The sequence below is a fragment of the Alphaproteobacteria bacterium genome (assembly GCA_020638555.1).
GTDB lineage: Bacteria > Pseudomonadota > Alphaproteobacteria > Bin95 > Bin95 > JACKII01.
In genome coordinates this window covers 858,548-875,287 of record JACKII010000001.1, presented here as the reverse complement: position 1 = coordinate 875,287, position 16,740 = coordinate 858,548, and the positions used below count along the sequence as shown (strand labels likewise).

15 protein-coding genes are annotated in these 16,740 nt (G+C 70.9%); 9 read left to right on the top strand and 6 right to left on the bottom strand.

Annotated elements, in window-relative coordinates; all coding sequences use genetic code 11:
* Positions 1 to 20 precede the first annotated feature (20 nt).
* From H6844_04115 to H6844_04095, 5 genes are all read right to left on the bottom strand, one after another.
* On the bottom strand, positions 21 to 1,304 hold the full coding sequence (locus H6844_04115; GenBank protein MCB9928590.1) for an MFS transporter: 1,284 nt from the start codon (positions 1,302 to 1,304) through the stop codon (positions 21 to 23).
* Between the two features lie 271 nt (positions 1,305 to 1,575).
* On the bottom strand, positions 1,576 to 2,151 hold the full coding sequence (locus H6844_04110) for a hypothetical protein (protein ID MCB9928589.1): 576 nt from the start codon (positions 2,149 to 2,151) through the stop codon (positions 1,576 to 1,578).
* A gap of 21 nt (positions 2,152 to 2,172) precedes the next feature.
* A complete protein-coding gene (locus tag H6844_04105; protein ID MCB9928588.1) occupies positions 2,173 to 4,026 on the bottom strand; it encodes a M48 family metalloprotease in 1,854 nt (617 codons plus the stop codon).
* Positions 4,027 to 4,131: 105 nt separating this feature from the next.
* Positions 4,132 to 5,322, bottom strand: coding sequence for a multidrug effflux MFS transporter (locus tag H6844_04100; protein MCB9928587.1), 1,191 nt, complete (start codon positions 5,320 to 5,322; stop codon positions 4,132 to 4,134).
* Positions 5,323 to 5,327: 5 nt separating this feature from the next.
* Positions 5,328 to 6,536, bottom strand: coding sequence for a CoA transferase (locus tag H6844_04095; GenBank protein ID MCB9928586.1), 1,209 nt, complete (start codon positions 6,534 to 6,536; stop codon positions 5,328 to 5,330).
* Between the two features lie 147 nt (positions 6,537 to 6,683).
* Here H6844_04095 and H6844_04090 point away from each other — a divergent pair, with 147 nt between their 5' ends.
* From H6844_04090 to H6844_04055, 8 genes are read left to right on the top strand one after another with little or no spacing between them, the layout of a single operon-like run.
* The gene (locus tag H6844_04090; protein MCB9928585.1) at positions 6,684 to 7,265 is read left to right on the top strand and encodes a glutathione S-transferase N-terminal domain-containing protein; all 582 of its coding nucleotides are present in this window, start codon (positions 6,684 to 6,686) and stop codon (positions 7,263 to 7,265) included.
* Entirely contained in the window at positions 7,262 to 7,696 is a 435-nt protein-coding gene (gene paaI, locus H6844_04085; protein ID MCB9928584.1) for a hydroxyphenylacetyl-CoA thioesterase PaaI, read from the top strand. The genes H6844_04090 and paaI overlap by 4 nt, the downstream gene beginning before the upstream one ends.
* Positions 7,693 to 8,739, top strand: coding sequence for a hypothetical protein (locus tag H6844_04080; protein MCB9928583.1), 1,047 nt, complete (start codon positions 7,693 to 7,695; stop codon positions 8,737 to 8,739). Before paaI ends, H6844_04080 begins: the two co-directional genes overlap by 4 nt.
* Before the next feature lie 48 nt (positions 8,740 to 8,787).
* Positions 8,788 to 9,738, top strand: a complete 951-nt coding sequence (locus tag H6844_04075) for an LLM class F420-dependent oxidoreductase (protein MCB9928582.1) — start codon at positions 8,788 to 8,790, stop codon at positions 9,736 to 9,738.
* Positions 9,739 to 9,767: 29 nt separating this feature from the next.
* Positions 9,768 to 10,232 carry a hypothetical protein gene (locus H6844_04070; GenBank protein ID MCB9928581.1) on the top strand — a complete coding sequence of 155 codons (465 nt, stop codon included), beginning with the start codon at positions 9,768 to 9,770 and terminating at the stop codon, positions 10,230 to 10,232.
* Complete coding sequence (locus H6844_04065; GenBank protein ID MCB9928580.1) at positions 10,229 to 13,102, top strand: YdbH domain-containing protein; 2,874 nt, start codon at positions 10,229 to 10,231, stop codon at positions 13,100 to 13,102. The genes H6844_04070 and H6844_04065 overlap by 4 nt, the downstream gene beginning before the upstream one ends.
* Complete coding sequence (locus tag H6844_04060) at positions 13,072 to 13,269, top strand: YnbE family lipoprotein (protein ID MCB9928579.1); 198 nt, start codon at positions 13,072 to 13,074, stop codon at positions 13,267 to 13,269. Before H6844_04065 ends, H6844_04060 begins: the two co-directional genes overlap by 31 nt.
* Positions 13,269 to 13,583 (top strand): YdbL family protein, encoded by a 315-nt coding sequence (locus H6844_04055; GenBank protein ID MCB9928578.1) that lies wholly within the window; start codon positions 13,269 to 13,271, stop codon positions 13,581 to 13,583. The genes H6844_04060 and H6844_04055 overlap by 1 nt, the downstream gene beginning before the upstream one ends.
* 237 nt (positions 13,584 to 13,820) lie before the next feature.
* Here H6844_04055 and H6844_04050 read toward each other — a convergent pair whose 3' ends face one another.
* On the bottom strand, positions 13,821 to 15,296 hold the full coding sequence (locus tag H6844_04050; GenBank protein ID MCB9928577.1) for a M81 family metallopeptidase: 1,476 nt from the start codon (positions 15,294 to 15,296) through the stop codon (positions 13,821 to 13,823).
* A 62-nt stretch (positions 15,297 to 15,358) separates the two neighbouring features.
* Here H6844_04050 and H6844_04045 point away from each other — a divergent pair, with 62 nt between their 5' ends.
* Positions 15,359 to 16,609 carry a threonine synthase gene (locus tag H6844_04045; GenBank protein MCB9928576.1) on the top strand — a complete coding sequence of 417 codons (1,251 nt, stop codon included), beginning with the start codon at positions 15,359 to 15,361 and terminating at the stop codon, positions 16,607 to 16,609.
* The last annotated feature ends 131 nt before the right edge of the window (positions 16,610 to 16,740 follow it).

The following is a 16,740-nucleotide window of genomic DNA, read 5'->3' as shown; positions in this document are numbered from 1 at the left end:
TAGAGAGCCACCCCGGGACGTCAAGCGCCGGTATCGGCCAGCGGAACGTCCTCGAACCCGGCCTCCTCCGCGGATACGCGCGGGTCGAGCGGAATGGCGGCGGGTGTGGTGCGCGGCACGGCGACGAACGGCTCTTTCTGCGCGTCCGGCGGCGCCGGCCGGGCCCGGCGCCGGATCGCGGCGAACAGCATGCCGAAGGCGGCAACCACGGCGATCTGGCCGAACATTCCGCCCGGCCCGAACTCGGCCATGGTAAAGCCGGCCAGCACCGGGCTGACGATCGCACCGGCGCCGAACAGCAGCAGCAGGCCGGCGCTGACGCTGATGCGGTCGCCATCGCCCATCAGGTCGTTGACATGGCTGACGCACAGCGCGTTCACGCAGAACGCCGTGCCGCCGAACGCCGCCGCCAGGCCCAGCCAGGCGGAAAACGGCAGGACGAACGGCAACCAGGACGAGGCCGCCAGCGTCGCCGAGACCAGCGCCACCAGCCCGAACACGCCGATCAGCACCGCCCGCCGGTCGACCCGGTCCGACAGCCAGCCGAGCGGCCATTGCATCGCCATGCCGCCCAGGATCACCGTGCTGAGAAACACCGTCGTCGTCGCCAGGTCGAACCCCTGGCGCTGCGCATAGACCGCCCCCAGCGTCCAGAAGGGCGAGGTGATCAGGCCGGAGAGGAACACGCCGACCGTACCCATGGGCGACAGGCGCACCAGCCGCCGCAGGTCCAGCCGCACCGAGGGCGGCGTCGGCGGTTGCTCGCTGCGGGTCAGCGCCACCGGCAACAGGCCGAGGCAGACCAGCAGCGCGGCGATGGCGAACAGGTCCAGCCCGCCCGGCAGGGCCAGGCGCAAGCCCTGTTGGGCCGCGGTCGCCGCGCCCAGATTGATGACCATATAGATGCCGATCACCCGGCCGCGCGTCGCGTTGGTGGCACGGACATTGAGCCAGCTTTCCACCGCCATGAACATGGTCGCCATGGCGAAGCCGGTGCAGAACCGCACCGGCAGCCAGGTCCAGGGCTCGACGAACAGGCCGAGCCCCAGGGCCGCGGCGGCGACCAGGGCGCCGGCGGCGCTGAACATGCGGATATGGCCGACCCGGCGCATCAGTGGCGGCAGGAACACGCAGCCGGCAAAAAAGCCGGCGTAATAGGCCGTCCCGATACCGCCGATCAGGGTGTCCGGAAAGCCTTCCAGATTGGCCCGGACCGCCAGCAGCGTCGTCAGCAGGCCATGGCCCAGCAACAGCAGGCCGGCCCCCAGAAACAGGGCCGCGAGGCCGCCGATGGTGTGCCGCATGCGCGCCGGCTCCCCTCAGCGCACGGGCCCGCCACCCCGTTGGGGCAGCGCGACAAACCACAAGACCGGGTGCAATCGAACCTGCAAGGCGCCAAGCCTCTGCGACAAGGGAAGAATTCCAAGCGAACAGCTTAAAGACCATTCGCGCCGGGGAAAAGCCCGCTGACGCCGCGGGACCAGGTCCGCGAGCATGGATGCGGCGCCACCGGTGGCGCGGTTTTCGTTCGCAAATCGCGAGGCTCGGCCCGCCCCGCTTCCCGTTCGTCGCTTTTCACCCCGGCCCGATCCGCGCGGAGCGCAACAGGGCGGCCACGGCGGGCCAGTGGGCGGCGAAACCGTGGTCGCGGGTGGCGGTGAAGGCGATCAGGTAGAGACGCCCCGCCACCATCGCGCCGGCGGCATAGCCGTCGAACACCAGCCCGTCGGCGCCGGCAAAGGCATACTGGAAGCGGAAGCCGGGCCGACCGGCGAACGCCGCCGGCATCAACCCGCCGACGGTCACCTGCCGCCCGCCGCGCAGCGCCAGTTCGGTGCTCCAGAGCTCCATCACCTCGCTGGGGGTCATGGTCGCCCGCAGCAGCAGCGAGCGCCGTTCGCGCCGATGCGTCAGCAACGGTTCGCCCTCGCCCCGCCCGGCCACGAACAGCAGCCGGTCGAGCCCCGGCCCGTCCCGGGTCCAGGCCCGGTCGGCCCCGAAAGCCTCCGCCGGCAGCCGGTTCCAGCCGGCCCCACCGGCCACGCTCAACCCCTGGCCGACCGGCTCGCGCTCCGGCCCGACCGCGGCGATGCGGGCACAACCGGCCACCGCCAGGAGAAACACCGCCACCGCGAGGAATCGCCATCGCATGGCTCGCTGCCATCGCATGGCTCAGAGCGTCCCGGCGATATAGGCCGCGACCACCGCCCGGTCCGTTGCCCGCGGCGCGCGCGCCAGATACCGCTCGAAGGCGAAGCGCGCGCCGCGGCTCTGGCCCAGCGCCCGGCGCACCAGGCCGATGGAGCGGTGCGTCTCCGCCGGCGCGTCGGCGAAGGCCAGGGCCTTGGCATAGCGGGCAAGCGCCTTTTCCCGGTCGCCCTTCCAGCCGCGCAAGCGGTAGACCTCGCCCCAGGCAAAGGCCAGTTGCCCGTCCAGACCGTCGCGCGCGGCCAGATGGCGGAACAGCACCAGGGTCGCGGTCGGCTGGCGCAGGCGCACCTCGTCGGCCAGAAAGGCGGCGCGATAGGGGGCGAGAGCGGCGCGATAGGCCGCCCGTCCGCGGCGCCGGTCGGCGCTGCCCGGCAAGCCGGCCGCGGCCTCGGTCAGCCGCTGCCGCCGCTCCGCCGGTGCCGGATGGGTGGCGAGCAGCCGGCCCGCCGCGCTGGCACCGCTCGCCTCAGCCTCGGCCTGTACCAGCGTCCAGACCTCCGCACCGGCGGCGGGGTCGTAGCCCGCGGCGGCCATGCGCTCCAGCCCGAACGCATCGGCGACGCGCTCCTGGTCGCGGCCATAGGCGAGCCGGTCCAGTTCCACCCCGGCCTGCCATGCGCCAGTGCCGCCCGCCACCCCCAGCGCCAGGCCGAACAGCCCCATCCAGGCGGTCAGATCGCCCAGTTGCCGCGCCCGCTCGGCTTGCGCGAACGTGTCCCGGTGAATGTAGTGGCCCAGTTCGTGGCCGATCACCGCCGCCAGTTGCGCCTCGTCGGCGAGCCGCAGCAACAGGCCGGATCGCAGGATCAGCGTGCCGTTCGGCAACATGCCAGCGTTGAAGCCGGCCCGGCGCACCAGATAGACCCGGATATCCGGGCAATAGGGGCCGGCGAGCCGGCAGGCCACGCCCTCCGCATAGGCCGTCAGCGCCGGGTCGCGGATGCGGTCCGGGGCGTTCCGCAAGGCCTGCTCCATCCGGTCGGCGACGAGCCAGTGGCCCGCTTCGTCCGCCGCCACCGGCGGGCGCGCCTGCGGCTCCAGCGCCGGCGGCCGCGCGCGGTGCAGCCGGCCAGCGCCAGCGCGGCCAGAAGGGCCGGACCGCGCCTCACAGCGGCAGGTCCCGCAGCAGGGCGGCGGCGGTCTCCGCGCCGCGTCCGGGGTCCGCAGGTCGCCGCTGGCGCGGTCGATGTGCGACGCCCAGACGACGGCGCCGGTGCGCAGGTCGACCAGCGTCGCCAGCCCGGCCTGGGCGCCACTCGGCCAGGTGGCGGGCACCAGGAACAGCAGCATTTCCGCCACCGCCAGTGCCCGGCGGCCGCCGCTGGCATAGCTGTCGTCCAGGGTGACGAACAGCGCATAGTCCGCACCGGCCAGCCGGTGGCGAAGCGGTGCCGCCGCCTCCCCCAGGCTCCAGCCGAGCGGGCCGGCCTTGGCCGGCAGGCGGTCGCCGCGGCGGCCGAACCGGTGGGCGAGGATTGCCGCGGCGACGCGGCCATAGAGCCGGCGCACGGCTTGCAGGTCCGGCTCGGCCCAGAGGTCGTGCGGCGCAGGCTCGGCGCGACCGCCCCGCTCGCGGATCGCCGCCATCAGGCCCAGCGTCAGGTTGCGCTCCGCCGCCAGCGTCCAGGCAGCGACCGGCTGGCGGGTGCCGCCGGCGGTCAGGCGCGCCAGGCTGAGGTCCGGCGGCAACACCGCGACCCGCGGCGGCCCGCCCGCCTGGCGGAGGCTCGGAGCCTCGCGCGCCGTTTCGGCGGCACAGGCGCCCAGCGCCAGCAACAACACAGCGGCAAGGAACCGGCGGCGGACCGGCAGCATGGGCCTCTCCCGACGCCCGTCTTGGGCGTCGGGTGATTAACCGCGGATTGACCCTAACAGGAGGTTAACGCTGCCCCCCGGCAAGCCACAGGATGCCGGACGGTCTCAGCGACAGCCGCGCGAGAACACGAACGCCGCGACGCCGGCCACCGCCATGCCGGCGGCAAACCCCAGCGCGCCCCAGGAGGCGACGGCCGCCACCACGCCTGAAAACACCGCGGCCGAGCCCAGTTGCAGCACGCCCATCAGGCCGGAGGCCACGCCCGCCCGCTCCGGGAAATGGCGCAGCGCGCCCGCATGCCCCAGCGAGAACACGAATCCCATGCCGCAGACGAAGATCATCATGCAGACCATCATGCTCCAGGCGGTCACCAGCCCGCCCGCGGCAATCGCCAGCATGGCGAGACAGCCGAGCGCTGCCACCGCCGCCCCCACTTTCATCAGGTAGGCGTCGCCGGTCTTCGCCACCAACTTGCGGACCAACGTACCGCTGATGATGAAGCCCGGAATCGAAAGCGCCGGATAAAGGCCGAATTCCATCGGCGACAGCCCGGCCTCCTGGATCGCCACCGCCGGCGCGCCGGTCAGGAAGGCGAACAGCCCGCCCATGGTCGCCGCCGTGGTCAGGGCATAGGCGCGAAACTGCGGATTGCCGGCGACGGTGCGGTAGCCGCTCCAGATGGTGCCGAAGCTCAGGCGGACCTTGGTGCTGCGGTTGGTCTCGCGCAGCCAGACGGTCACCGCCAGCAGCACCACCACACCGAAGCCGGTGGCGGCGGCAAAGCTGGCGCGCCAGCCGATCAGTTCCTGCAAGGCGCCGCCGATGACCGGCGCCACCGCCGGGACGGCGGAAAAGGCCATGGCGATGGCGGCCATGACCTTGCTGAGTTCCGGCCCCTCGAACAGGTCGCGGGTGACGGCGCGGCTGGCGACGACGCCGGCGCAAGCGCCCATGGCCTGCACCATGCGGCCGACAATGACGAAGCCGATGCTCTGGGCGGTCATACAGAGCAGGCTGCCGACCACGAACAGCACGCCGCCCAGCAGCATGATGGGCCGCCGTCCGAACCGGTCCGCCAGCGGGCCGTAGACGATCTGGAAGATGGCGAACGCCGCCAGATAGGCGGTCATGGTGGCCTGCACCGCGCCGCGCGAGGCGTCCAGCCCGGTCTGCATCGCCGGCATGGAGGGCAGGTAGACGCTGGAAGCGAACTGGCCGAGCGCCGCCAGCGCCGTCAGCAGCGCGATCAGGCCGGCGCCGCGCAGCGGCAGGGTCTCACGGGTTGCGGGCGCCACGCTGTTCACTTCAACACACCCGCGGCCGCAAACGCTGCGATCTCCGCCGGCGCGTACCCGAATTCGGCCAGGATTTCCGCATTGTGCTGGCCGATCGCCGGCGCAGGCGCGGGCGGTCGCTTGGCCTCGTCCCGCACCAGGACCGGGGTGCCGACGCTCCAGTCCGCGCCGAAGCCGCCGTCGGCGGGCACGACCGCACCGGCATGGCGCAACTGCCCGTCGCCGGCCAGGTCTTCCATCTTGGCCACCTGGCCATAGGTGATGCCCAGCCGGTCGAAATGCTCTTTCCAGTAGGCCCAGTCGTGCCGGGCGAAAATCTCGTCCATGACCTTGGTCAGCACCAGCGAGTTCTCGCGCCGCGCCTGCGGATCGGCGAAGCGGGGGTCGTCCAGCAGGTCCGGCCGGCCCATGGCCTCGAACAGCAGCGGCGCCTGTTTCGCCTCGTTCAGCACCGCCAGGATGAACCAGCGGCCGTCCTTGGCGCAGTAATGGTTGGCGACGGCGTTCGGCGCGTCGTCCCGGTGCGGGCGCAGGGCCACCTGGGCGCCCATCAGGGCGGCCTGGGCGTAGAAGCCGTTCATCCACATGCCGTTCGCCACCAGACTGGTGGAGACATGGCTGCCCTTGCCGGTCCGCTCGCGCCGGTAGAGGCCGGTCATGATCGCGCCATAGAGCGCCGTGCCGGTCGGATGGTCGCCCATGCCCGGCAGCGAGCGCACCGGCGCCACGCCCGGCGCGCGCATCATGTCCATCATGCCGGTGCGGGCGTAAAGCGCGGTGGAGTCGAAGCCGGTGCGTTCCGACTCCGGCCCCTCCTCGCCATAGGCGGTGAGGCTCGCATAAATCAGCCGGTCGTTCAGCGGCGCCACGTCCTCGTACATCAATTTCAGCTTGCGCCGCACAGGCATGGGGAAATTGGTCACCAGCACGTCGGCCTTGGCGATCAGCCGGCGCAGGATGTCCTGCCCGCTCTCGCTCACCAGGTCCAGGCACAGGCCGCGCTTCGAACGGTTGTCGCACATCCAGGCGAAATCCTGCCCGCCGGTGTCCGGCATGCCGTTGCCGGCGTGCAGCGCCCGGTAGCCATCGCCGCCCGGTGCCTCGATCTTGATGACGTTGGCGCCGAAATCGGCCAGGAAGGTGGTGGCAACGGGGGCGGCGATGAAGCTGGCAATGTCCAGCACCACCAGCCCCTCGAACAGGCGGTCGGCCATGGGATCGGTCCTCTCGAAGGCTGCTTTGGGCGTATCGCTTGCGCGCCGGCCCTGCTATGAGACATTTCTTCCAAGAAGCCACGGCCCCACCCCGGGCCGCAAGCCCAAACCGGTCCGCAAAGCGCAATTGCGAAGGAAACACCCCCGATGCAGCTCATTGGCAGTTCCACCTCCCCCTATGTCCGCAAGTGCCGCGTGGCGGTGGCCGAGCTCGGGCTGGCACAGCAGATTGCCTACCTCAATGCCGCGCCCGCCAGCGACGAAATCAAGGCCGTCAATCCGGTGCAGAAAGTGCCGGCGCTGGTGCGAGACAATGGCGAGGCCCTGTTCGATTCCCGCATCATCCTGCGCTTTCTGAACGAATCCGTCGGCGGTCCGCTCTATCCGGCCGGCCATTGGGGCGTGTCCCGGCGCGAGAGCCTGGCCGAAGCCGGGATCGACGCCGCGCTGCTGCTGCGCACCGAGACCTTCGCCCGCCCGGAAGAGTTCCGCTGGGATGGCTGGGTCCAGCAGCAGACGGACCGCATCAACCGCGTGCTCGACGCGCTGGAGAGCGAAGCCGATGCGCTGGCCAGCATCGATGCTGCGGCGATCGGTACCGGCTGCCTGCTGGGCTATCTGGATTTCCGCTTCGCCGACTGGGGCTGGCGCGAGAGCCATCCGAAGCTGGCGCGGTGGTTCGAAGGTTTCAACGCCCGTCCGTCCATGCAATCGACCGTGCCCGCATGAGCGGACGCTCGCCCCAGGAATTGGCGGAGGCGGTTGCGGCCAGGTTGCGGGACCGGGACCCGGCGTCCGGCCATATCGGCCTGGCGCTGGTGTCGGTCGGCCCCGGCACCGCCACCATTGCGATGACCGTGGAACCCCATTTGGCGAACGGGCTGAATGTCTGCCATGGTGGCTATATCTTCACGCTGGCGGATACGGCCATGGCCTATGCCAGCAACGCCTCCAACCGGCCGGCCCTCGCACAAGCGGCCCACGTCACCTTTCTGGCGCCGGGCCTGGTGGGCGACCGGCTGACCGCGGTCGCGACCGAGACGGCACAAGCCGGACGCAACGGCGTTTACGATGTCGAGGTGCGCAACCAGGACGGCAAGCAAATCGCCGTGTTCCGCGGCCAGACCCGAACGGTGCAAGGGGAAATCCTGACAGAATGAAACCAAGGCGCCCTGTTCTCGCCGCCCTGTTCGCGGGCCTGATCGCCCTGCTGTCGCCGGCCCTGGCGGCCGCAGCCGATCCGGTGGCGGCCGATCCTGCGGCGGCGCCCGCGGAAGCGGCGCACCAGCTGGCCGGCAGTTTCGCGGTGATGGACCTGCCGCAAGGCTTCGTGGAAAGCCCGGATTTCACCGGGGTGTTCTGGGACGACGGCTCCGCCACCATTCTGGTGACCGAGATGCCGCCCGAAGCCTATGGTCCGGTGTCCAAGGGCCTGCTGGGCGACCCGGCGGCGCTGGCGAGCCAGGGCATCCTGCTCGACACGGTCAAGCCCACCCGCCAGGGCGAGTTTGATGCCGTGCTGGGCCGCGGCCGCGAACGGGTCGGCTCGGTCCCGTTCGACAAATGGCTGCTATTGATCGGCGCACCGCGGGTCACCCTGCTGGTCACCGCGCAAATGCCCAGCCTGCTGGCGAACGCGGAACGCACCGCCAAGATGGAAGCGGTGCTGGCCTCGGTCCGGGTGGCGGTGAAGCGGAGCGACCCGCGCGACAGCCTGCTGTTCACCTTCGGCGAAACCGACCGGTTCCGCTTCCAGCGCGCGCTTTCCCGCAGCAGCGCCCTGCTCGCCGACATCGCCTACAAGGGCGAGCCGGCAACCACGCCCCTGTTCGTCATCGGCACCGCGCGCAGCATCGACTGCAACGCCTGGCGCAAGGACCTGCACGGCTTCGCCAAGGAAACCCTGGAGAGCCTGCAACGGGTCCAATCCCTGACGGTGGACACCACCTATCAGGGCCCGATCGGCGCCGACGGCGGCGTCGTGACCGAGGCGCACGGCACCGTCGCCGGCCAGCCGGCAATCGTGGTGCAGACCCTGCGCTTCCGCGCCTGCACCTATCTGCGCACCATCGGTATCGCCCCCGCATCGGAGACGCCGTTCTACCGGGCCCAGTTCGCGACCCTGGCCGCCAAGGTGGACTGGAAGCCGCTGAAATCCAAAATGCCGACGGTCCCGGCCAAGCAAAAGCCGCCCCAACGGTAGGCGCGGCGCCCATAACCCGCTATTGTCAGCAATCGGGAGGACACCCCCATGCAATTCGGCCTTTCCGCGCCCTTTCGCGGCCCGCTCGCCAATCCGGAGGATATCCGCGCCATCGCCACGGCGGCGGAGCGGCTGGGCTTCGCCTACCTGACCGTCTCGGACCACATTCTCTGCCCGCGGTCCATCGACGCCAAATATCCCTATAGCGATTCCGGCGAATTCCCCTGGACCCAGGGCGGCGGCGGCGACTGCATGGAGCAGTTCACGCTGATGGCCTGGCTCTGCGCCGCCACGACCCGGCTGCGCATTCTCTCCTCCGTCGCGGTGCTGCCGCATCGCAACCCGCTGTTCATGGCCAAGTCCATCGCCACCATGGACGTGCTCTCCGGCGGCCGCATCGCCATCGGCTGCGGCACCGGCTGGATGCGCGAGGAGTTCGAGACCCTGGGCGTGGAATTCGCCCGCCGCGGCCAGGTGACCAACGAATATATCGAGGCGATGAAAGCGCTCTGGACCCAGGACAACCCGTCCTACGACGGCGAGTTCGTCCGCTTCCGCGACATCATTTTCGACCCGAAGCCGGTGCAGAAGCCGCACCCGCCGCTCTGGATCGGCGGCGAGACCGGCCCGGCCATGCGGCGGGTCGCCCGGCTGGGCGATGTCTGGTACCCGTTCGCCTCCAACCCCCGCTTCCGCCTCGCCTCGCCGGCAGCCTATCGCGAGCGGGCCGCGCGGGTGCAGCAGGCGGTCGCCGAGGCCGGTCGCGATCCGGCGGCGGTGACGCTCGCCTACAACAGCCCCTACCATGCGGAGACCGCGGCGGACCTGGACGGCCAGCGCATCGCCATGACCGGCACGGCGGACCAGCGCGCCGGCGACGTGCGCGCCTTTGCCGAGGCGGGCACGGAGATCATGATCGTCAACCTCACCGCCAACGACCGCAGCGAAATGCTGGACCGGATGGAGCGGTTCGCGGCCGAGGTGATGCCGCTGGTATGACGCCCTTCCCCTTCTCCGCGGGCTGATCGATGCGCCGGGTTGCCGCCCTGACCCGGCTCCTGGTGCTGTCCGTTCTGCTCGCGGGGCTGGTGGCTCCACCGGTTCGGGCGGAAAGCTGGGCCCAGTTCCTGGTCCGGCCCCTGCTCCAGGCCCTCGGCCTGGACGAGAGTGCGGCGACGCTGGAGACGCTCGGCACCGACCGGGCGGTGCTGACCGGGGTGCGCCTCGGCCCCGCCCTCACGGCACGACGGGTGGAGGTGACGTTCGACCCGCTGCAACTGGTGCGGGGCCGGGTCGACGCGGTGCGGATTTTCGGGGCGGAAGGCGCGATCGACTTCAACGCCGACGGCAACCCGGTCATTCCCGGCTTGCGCCTGCCGAACCCGCAGCACGAGGCGAACCGGCAGACAGGGGCGAACCCGCAGGCGAGGCCGGCCGGCAGAGCCCACCGGCCCGGCCTGGCCCGCCCGACCGGCCGCCTCCCCGCCGTATGACCTTCCCGCTGCGCTCCCTGCTGTTGCGGCAGGCCCGTCTGACCCTGAACCTGCCGCAAGGCCCGGTTCGCGTGGAGGGCACGCTCCGCGCCCGCTTCGCGGCCGGCGTCGCGGCCACCGGCTCCCTGAGCCTGCACCACGCGCTGGGAGAGGCGCGCCTGAGCGTGGACGAAGCCCGGGCATCCCAGGGGCCGGACGGCGCCTGGTCGCTGGCGCTGACCGGTGCGCTGGCGCTGGCGGGCCAGCAGGCCCGGGCCGAGGGTCCGCTGGCGCTCTCCGCCGCGTTCGGCAAGGCCCGCCGGGTCGCCGTGACCTGGACCCCTCCGCGGGCAAACCTGCCGGGCGGCCTGACGCTGCAAGGCCTGAGCCTGCGGGCGGAGGCCGCGCAGGCGCCGGGCACCGCCCCGACGCCTTCCGCCCCGACGCTCTCAGTCCGGCTGGCCGCGGAGCAGGGTAGCGGCGATGGCTGGGCCGTGGCCCGACCGCAGATCGACCTGGACGGCTCCCCGAACGACCTGCGGCTGACGCTTGCCAGCGCAACGCAGGACCAGCCCCTGACCGTGCACTGGCAGCGCGGCGCCGAAACCCTGCTGACCGCCAACGGCACCGTCATCGTCGACTGGGTGGCGCCGATCCTCCGCGCCGCCGGCCTGCCGCTTTACGGTAGCGGCCAGGCGGTGACCCTGCTGTCGCTGCGCCTGCCGGACGGGCCGCTCGCCGAGCCGGCAACATGGGACGGGGCCGTGGCGAACGGCGTCGTCTCGCTGGCGCTGAAAGGGCTGCGCTGGGGCGACGAGGCCGCCATGGACAGCGTGAACGGCCGCCTGGTCTTCCAGGGCGCGGCCAATCGCGGCCGGGTCCGCGTGCCGGAGGGTCTGCGGATCGCCGGCCTGACCGTCGCCGAGCCGATCCGCGCCCGCCTGCCGCCGCTCCTGGCGCCGCTGCTGCGGCAGCCCGTGTTCGCGGCCTATGGCGGCCCATTGCTCGGCAGTCCGGAAATCGCCGTGGAACGGGCGAGCGACGGCACGATCACGGCCGCGGGGGAGCTGGCGCTGCGTCTCGGCAACCCGGTCTTCGCCGTGCGGACGGAAGGCGGGCTGCGGGCGACATTGCCGCCGGCCGGCCCGCCGCGCCTCGCCGCCGACGCCCTGACCCTGCGTCTGGTCGACACGCGGCTGGGAAAGATGCGCGCCAGCGGCGAGTTCGCCTTCCGCGACCTGGAGGCCACGCCCGGCAACGCCCATGCCCGGCTGACGCTGGCGGCACGCAGCAGCGGCACGCCCGACCCTTCGGTGCGCTTTGCCGAGGCGGACCTGGACGCAACGCTGGCGCTGGACTGGCGGGGCGAGCGCCTGACCCTGCATCTGGCTCCCGGCAGCCGCGCCCGCCTGCTGGCCCTGGAGGGACGCACCCTGCGCCTGACCAAGCCATCCGAAAAGTCCGGGACGACCGAGTTGCGCCTCGCGGCCGGCGACGATCAGCGCCTGACAATCGACCTGGCCCGGGGTGGGGTCTCGGGCGCCTTGCGCTTCGCTCCCGTCACCGGCGGCTTCACCGCGCGCGATGTGCAACAGGCGGCGCATGGCGCCAAATTCCGGTTGAGCGGCTTCCGGGTCGATCTCGCGCCGCACAGCCACCGCCTGCGCGTCGGCGACGGCGAGATCCGCGTGCCGAACCTCTCGCTGGTGGCCGACCGCATCCGGGCCGACCTGCGGCTCGGCCAAGAGTCCGGCCAGGGCAAAGGCCACGATGCCGGGCAGGTGGTGATCGGCCGGATCCGGCATGCGGTGGCCCGGCCGGCGGTGGTGCCGCTGCGCCTGGCGCTGAACCTGACCGAGGCGGGCGACCGGCTCGGCTTTGCCGGCCGGCTCACGGACCAGGGGAACCGCATCGCCTTCACCGTCAAGGGTGCTCACGACCTGGCGACCGGCACGGGATCGGTCCGCGTCCGGGCGCCCTTGCTGTTCCTGCCGAACGTGCTGCAACCGGCCGACCTGTTTCCGAGCGCCGCCAATCTGGTGTTGGACGCAAACGCGGCCGTCACCCTCGACGGCGCCGCCCGCTGGTCGGCCAAGGGCCTGACGCAGCACGGCCGGTTGTCGGTGTCGGTCGACCATGTGACCACCGCGGAACTTTCGGTCTCCGGCGCCGTCGCCTCGGTCGAGTTGGCGAGCCTGGTGCCGCCGGCCACGGCCGGGCCGCAGCGCATCACCATCGGCCGCCTCAATGTGGGCGTGCCGCTGAGCCTGGGCGTGATCGCCTTCGACATGCGCTCGCTTCAGGACGTGCGCCTGCATCTGGAGCAGTTCGACCTGTTCGGCGGCCGGGTGCGGGCCAAGCCGCTGCGCCTGAACACCGAGACGCTGAGCTTCGACACCGTGCTGGAGATCGACGGCATCGACCTCTCCCAGGCCTTGCGGTTTGCCGAATTCGGCGAATTCCGGGCCGAGGGCGTTCTGGCCGGCCGCATCCCCATCGTCGCCCGCGACGGCGAGATGCTGGTGCGCGGCGCCCGGCTGGAGACCACCAAGCCGGGGCGCATCCGCTACACGCCCATCGCGGTCGACCATGCCCTGAAGCAGGCGAACGAGGCCACCGACCTGGTGGTGCAGGCGCTGAAGGATTTCCGCTACGACCGGTTCGCCATCGACCTGGACGAGCAGGACGCGGAGGAATTGACGATCGGCCTGCATTTCAGCGGCCGCAGCGCCCGGCCCCTGACCCGTGATGGCATCACCCTTGACCCGCTGCCCATTGAGATCAATATCAAACTGGAAGGGCCGATGCGTCAGATCCTGAACGATGCGGTCGATGATACGTCGGACATCACGAGTTTTTCATGGACCGAAGAAGGCTCTCAATCGCGGTGACCTTGGCGGCAGGCCTCGCGCTCGCAGGCTGCCAGCCCTCGGTGCAATTGAAGGCGCCGGACAAGCCGATCGTCATCAATCTCAACATCAAGATCGAGCGCGAGGTGCGGGTGAAGATCGAACGCGAGGTCGAGGACCTGATGCGCGAGCGAAAGGATCTGTTCTGATGCGCTTTGTCCTGACACTGTTGTTGCTGCTGGCGGTGGCGCCGGCCCAGGCGATGAGCCTGGGCGACGCCCGCGCCCAGGGCCTGATCGGCGAGACGCCGCAGGGCTATGTCGCACCGGTCGGCGCCCAGAATGCCGAGGTGCAGGCGCTGGTGAACGAGGTCAATGCCGGCCGGCGCGCCGAGTACCAGTCCATCGCCAACCGCACCGGCTCCACCCTGCAACAGGTGGAGGCGGTCACCGGCCAGCGCCTTTACAAACAGGTGCCGGCCGGCACGTTCCTGCTGATCGAAGGCCAGTGGCGCAAGAAATAGCCGCCCTGATCCAGCCGGCGGCCCGGATGGTCGGCTTTCGCTCAAGCTTCGCCTGAAAGCAGACACCCTGATAGCCGTCATTGCGAGCCGAAGGCGAAGCAAACCAGACCGGCCGCTCTGCCAGGTCGCAGCGTGACTGGATTGCCACGGCCGCCGCGCGGGCTCGCAATGACGCCATCGTGGTTTTCGGGGGTTTTCAGGTATTCGTCCGCCGGTCAGGCTTCGGGGAAGCCGGTATCAAGCGACAAAGGGAAAGCTGTTCCGGTCCGCGTATTCGTAGGGCAGCGTCGTCACGTCCGCGGGCCCCCAGTCGGGCGTGTCCACGATCAGAATGTCCTCGCAGAGCGGCGTGTAGACATGGCGGAAATGCGTCTTGGAGCGCAGCAGGATGATGCCGAAATCCTCGGGCTTCAGGCCGAACTGGTCGAACGGGTCGCGGTCGATGGCGCTCCACTGCACCGAGATCAGCGAGACGGTGACGCCGCCGCCCAGGTCCAGCACCGCACTGTTGCCCAGCTTGAAGGTGGCGCCGGTGTAGAGCGGCCCCGTCACCTTGATGGTCTTGTCCCCGGCCCAAAGCACCTTCGCCGTGACGCTCAGCGGCCCGCCCGCCTGCGGCGAGGTCTTGCCGCAGAGGCGCAGGTCGACCGTGGCCCCGGTTCCGGCGGCGACACAGGCCGCCGCACTCTCCGGGTCGAACATAAAGGGTGCGAACACGCGAACGCCGCCCAGATCCCGCGCCAGCAACTCCCGTAGCGTGTAGGTGGAGTCGTTCAGGCGGTCGGCATGCTCCAGCACGCAGACGGGCTTGGCCGCGGTTTCGGCCAGCGCCAGCGCCTTCTCGACCCCGGCCGGCACGTCCAGCACCAGTTCGCGGCGGAACAGCACCGTGCGCCAGTCATGGGCGAGGCCGGCCAGCCGGTCGGCGGTGCGCTGCGCCAGGCCGGCATCGCCGTCGGTCACGACCACCACGCTCATGCCGCAGTCCGGCACGTCCGCATAGGCGAAGCCGCAGAAAATCGTGATGTCGAGCACGCCCGGCGTGTGCAGTTCCAGGTCGCGGGCGTGCTGCATCAGGGTCGCGAGCGGCTCCAGGCAGGTGGCGGAGAAGATGCTGGGCAGGATGATGCCGGGCCGGGCATGGCCCATGGCGAGGCCGGTCTCGCCCCGCAGCCGGGCAATCAGCATCCGCGCCGCGCGCTTGCCCGTCGCGGCCATGTCCGTGTGGGGGGAATAGTGATAACCCGCCAGCACCGTGGCGGCCTCGACCACGTCCGCGCCGATATTGCCGTGCAGGTCGAAGGCGACGGCGATGGGAAAGTCCGGCCCCACCGTCGCGCGGATCGCCTGCAACACCTGGGCGTCGGCGTTGCGGCGGCTGGGCGTGGCCAGCGCGCCGTGCAGGTGCAGCAGCAGGCCGTCGACCGCGTCCCGGACCGCGGCGAGGCCGGCGACGATCTCGCCCACATATGTGTCGAACGCCGCCTCGCTGGCGCTGGCCGCCGCGCCGGCGCCGGCCCAGACCAGGCCCACCGGCTCCACCCCCTCGGCCGCGCACACGTCCAGGAAGCCGCCAAGGCTGGTGTTGGTGCCGGCCAGCCCCTCCACCAGCGCGGCGCCCCGCAGCGCCCCGCGTTCGAAGTCGGGAATATCCGTGGTTTCAGGCAGGAAGGTCACGCTTTCGAGCGCGAATCCGGCGACGGCAAGGCGCATCGGCTCTGGTCTCTGGCTGTTGAGGGAGTATGCTGCGCTCACCTTAGCGCAAGAGGCTCCCGATGATCGACCCGCACGGCATTCCCGAGACAGAAACCTTCGTCACCCACCTGGAGTGCGGCTATGCGGGCGACCGTTATCCGGCCGACACGCTGCACAATCTCTCGAAAGCCGGCAAGCCGCTGCTGGTGCGCTACGACCTGGAGGGCGTGAAGAAGGCCCTGACCAAGGACGTGCTGGCAGGCCGGGCACAGACCATGTGGCGCTACCGCGAACTGCTGCCGGTGCGGCGCAGCGAGAACATCACCAGTCTCGGCGAGATCGTGACGCCGCTGGTGCGCCTGCCGGCGGTGGAGAAGACCAATGGCGCGGGCGCCCCGCTGCTGGTCAAGGACGAAGGCCGGTTGCCCACCGGCTCGTTCAAGGCGCGCGGCCTGGTGATGGCGGTCTCCATGGCCAAGGAATTGGGCATCCAGCGCGTCGCCATGCCGACCAACGGCAATGCCGGCGCCGCCATGGCCGCCTATTGCCGGCGCGGCGGCATGGAGGCCTATATCTTCTGCCCGGAGGACACGCCGGACATCAATGTGCGCGAAATCCAGTTGCAGGGCGCCAAGGTCTGGAAGGTGAACGGCTATATCGACGATTGCGGCAAGATCGTCGGCGAGGGCAAGGAGCCCATGGGCTGGTTCGACACCTCCACCCTGAAAGAGCCCTACCGGATCGAGGGCAAGAAGACCATGGGCCTGGAACTGGCCGAGCAACTGGGCTGGCAGGTGCCGGACGTGATCCTCTACCCCACCGGCGGCGGCACCGGCTTGATCGGCATGTGGAAGGCCTTCGCCGAGTTGGAGGCCATCGGCCTGATCGGCGCGAAGCGGCCGCGCATGGTGGCGGTGCAGGCGACCGGCTGCGCCCCCATGGTCCGCGCCTTCGAGGCGGGCGAGCGCCACGCGACGCGCTGGGAGAATGCCAAGACCCTGGCCTATGGCATCCGCGTGCCCCAGGCCATCGGCGATTTTCTCATCCTGGACGCGGTGCGCGAATCGAACGGGTTCGCCATCGCCGTCGACGACGACGCCATCCAGTCGGCGCAGGAAGAGGTCGCTCGCGACGAGGGGCTGTTGCTGTGCCCGGAAGGGGCGGCCACCTATGCCGCCTACAAGGCCGCTCGCGGCGATGGCCGCATCCGGGCGGACGAAAGCTGCGTGCTGTTCAACTGCGCCACCGGCCTGAAATACGCCATGCCGCCGGTGACCCGCACGCTCGACCGCAACCAGCCGATCGACTGGGCCGCCATCGCCGCCGCCTGAGCCCAGCCACCCCCGCGCCGAGTTCTCCCGGCCCGAGCTTTCCCTGACGGCGCGGAGCGCCGATCCGGGACCTCCGGCTGGGCCCGCCTCCCGCATGAGGTCCCGGCGCAAGGCCGGGAAAGCGACGCGGT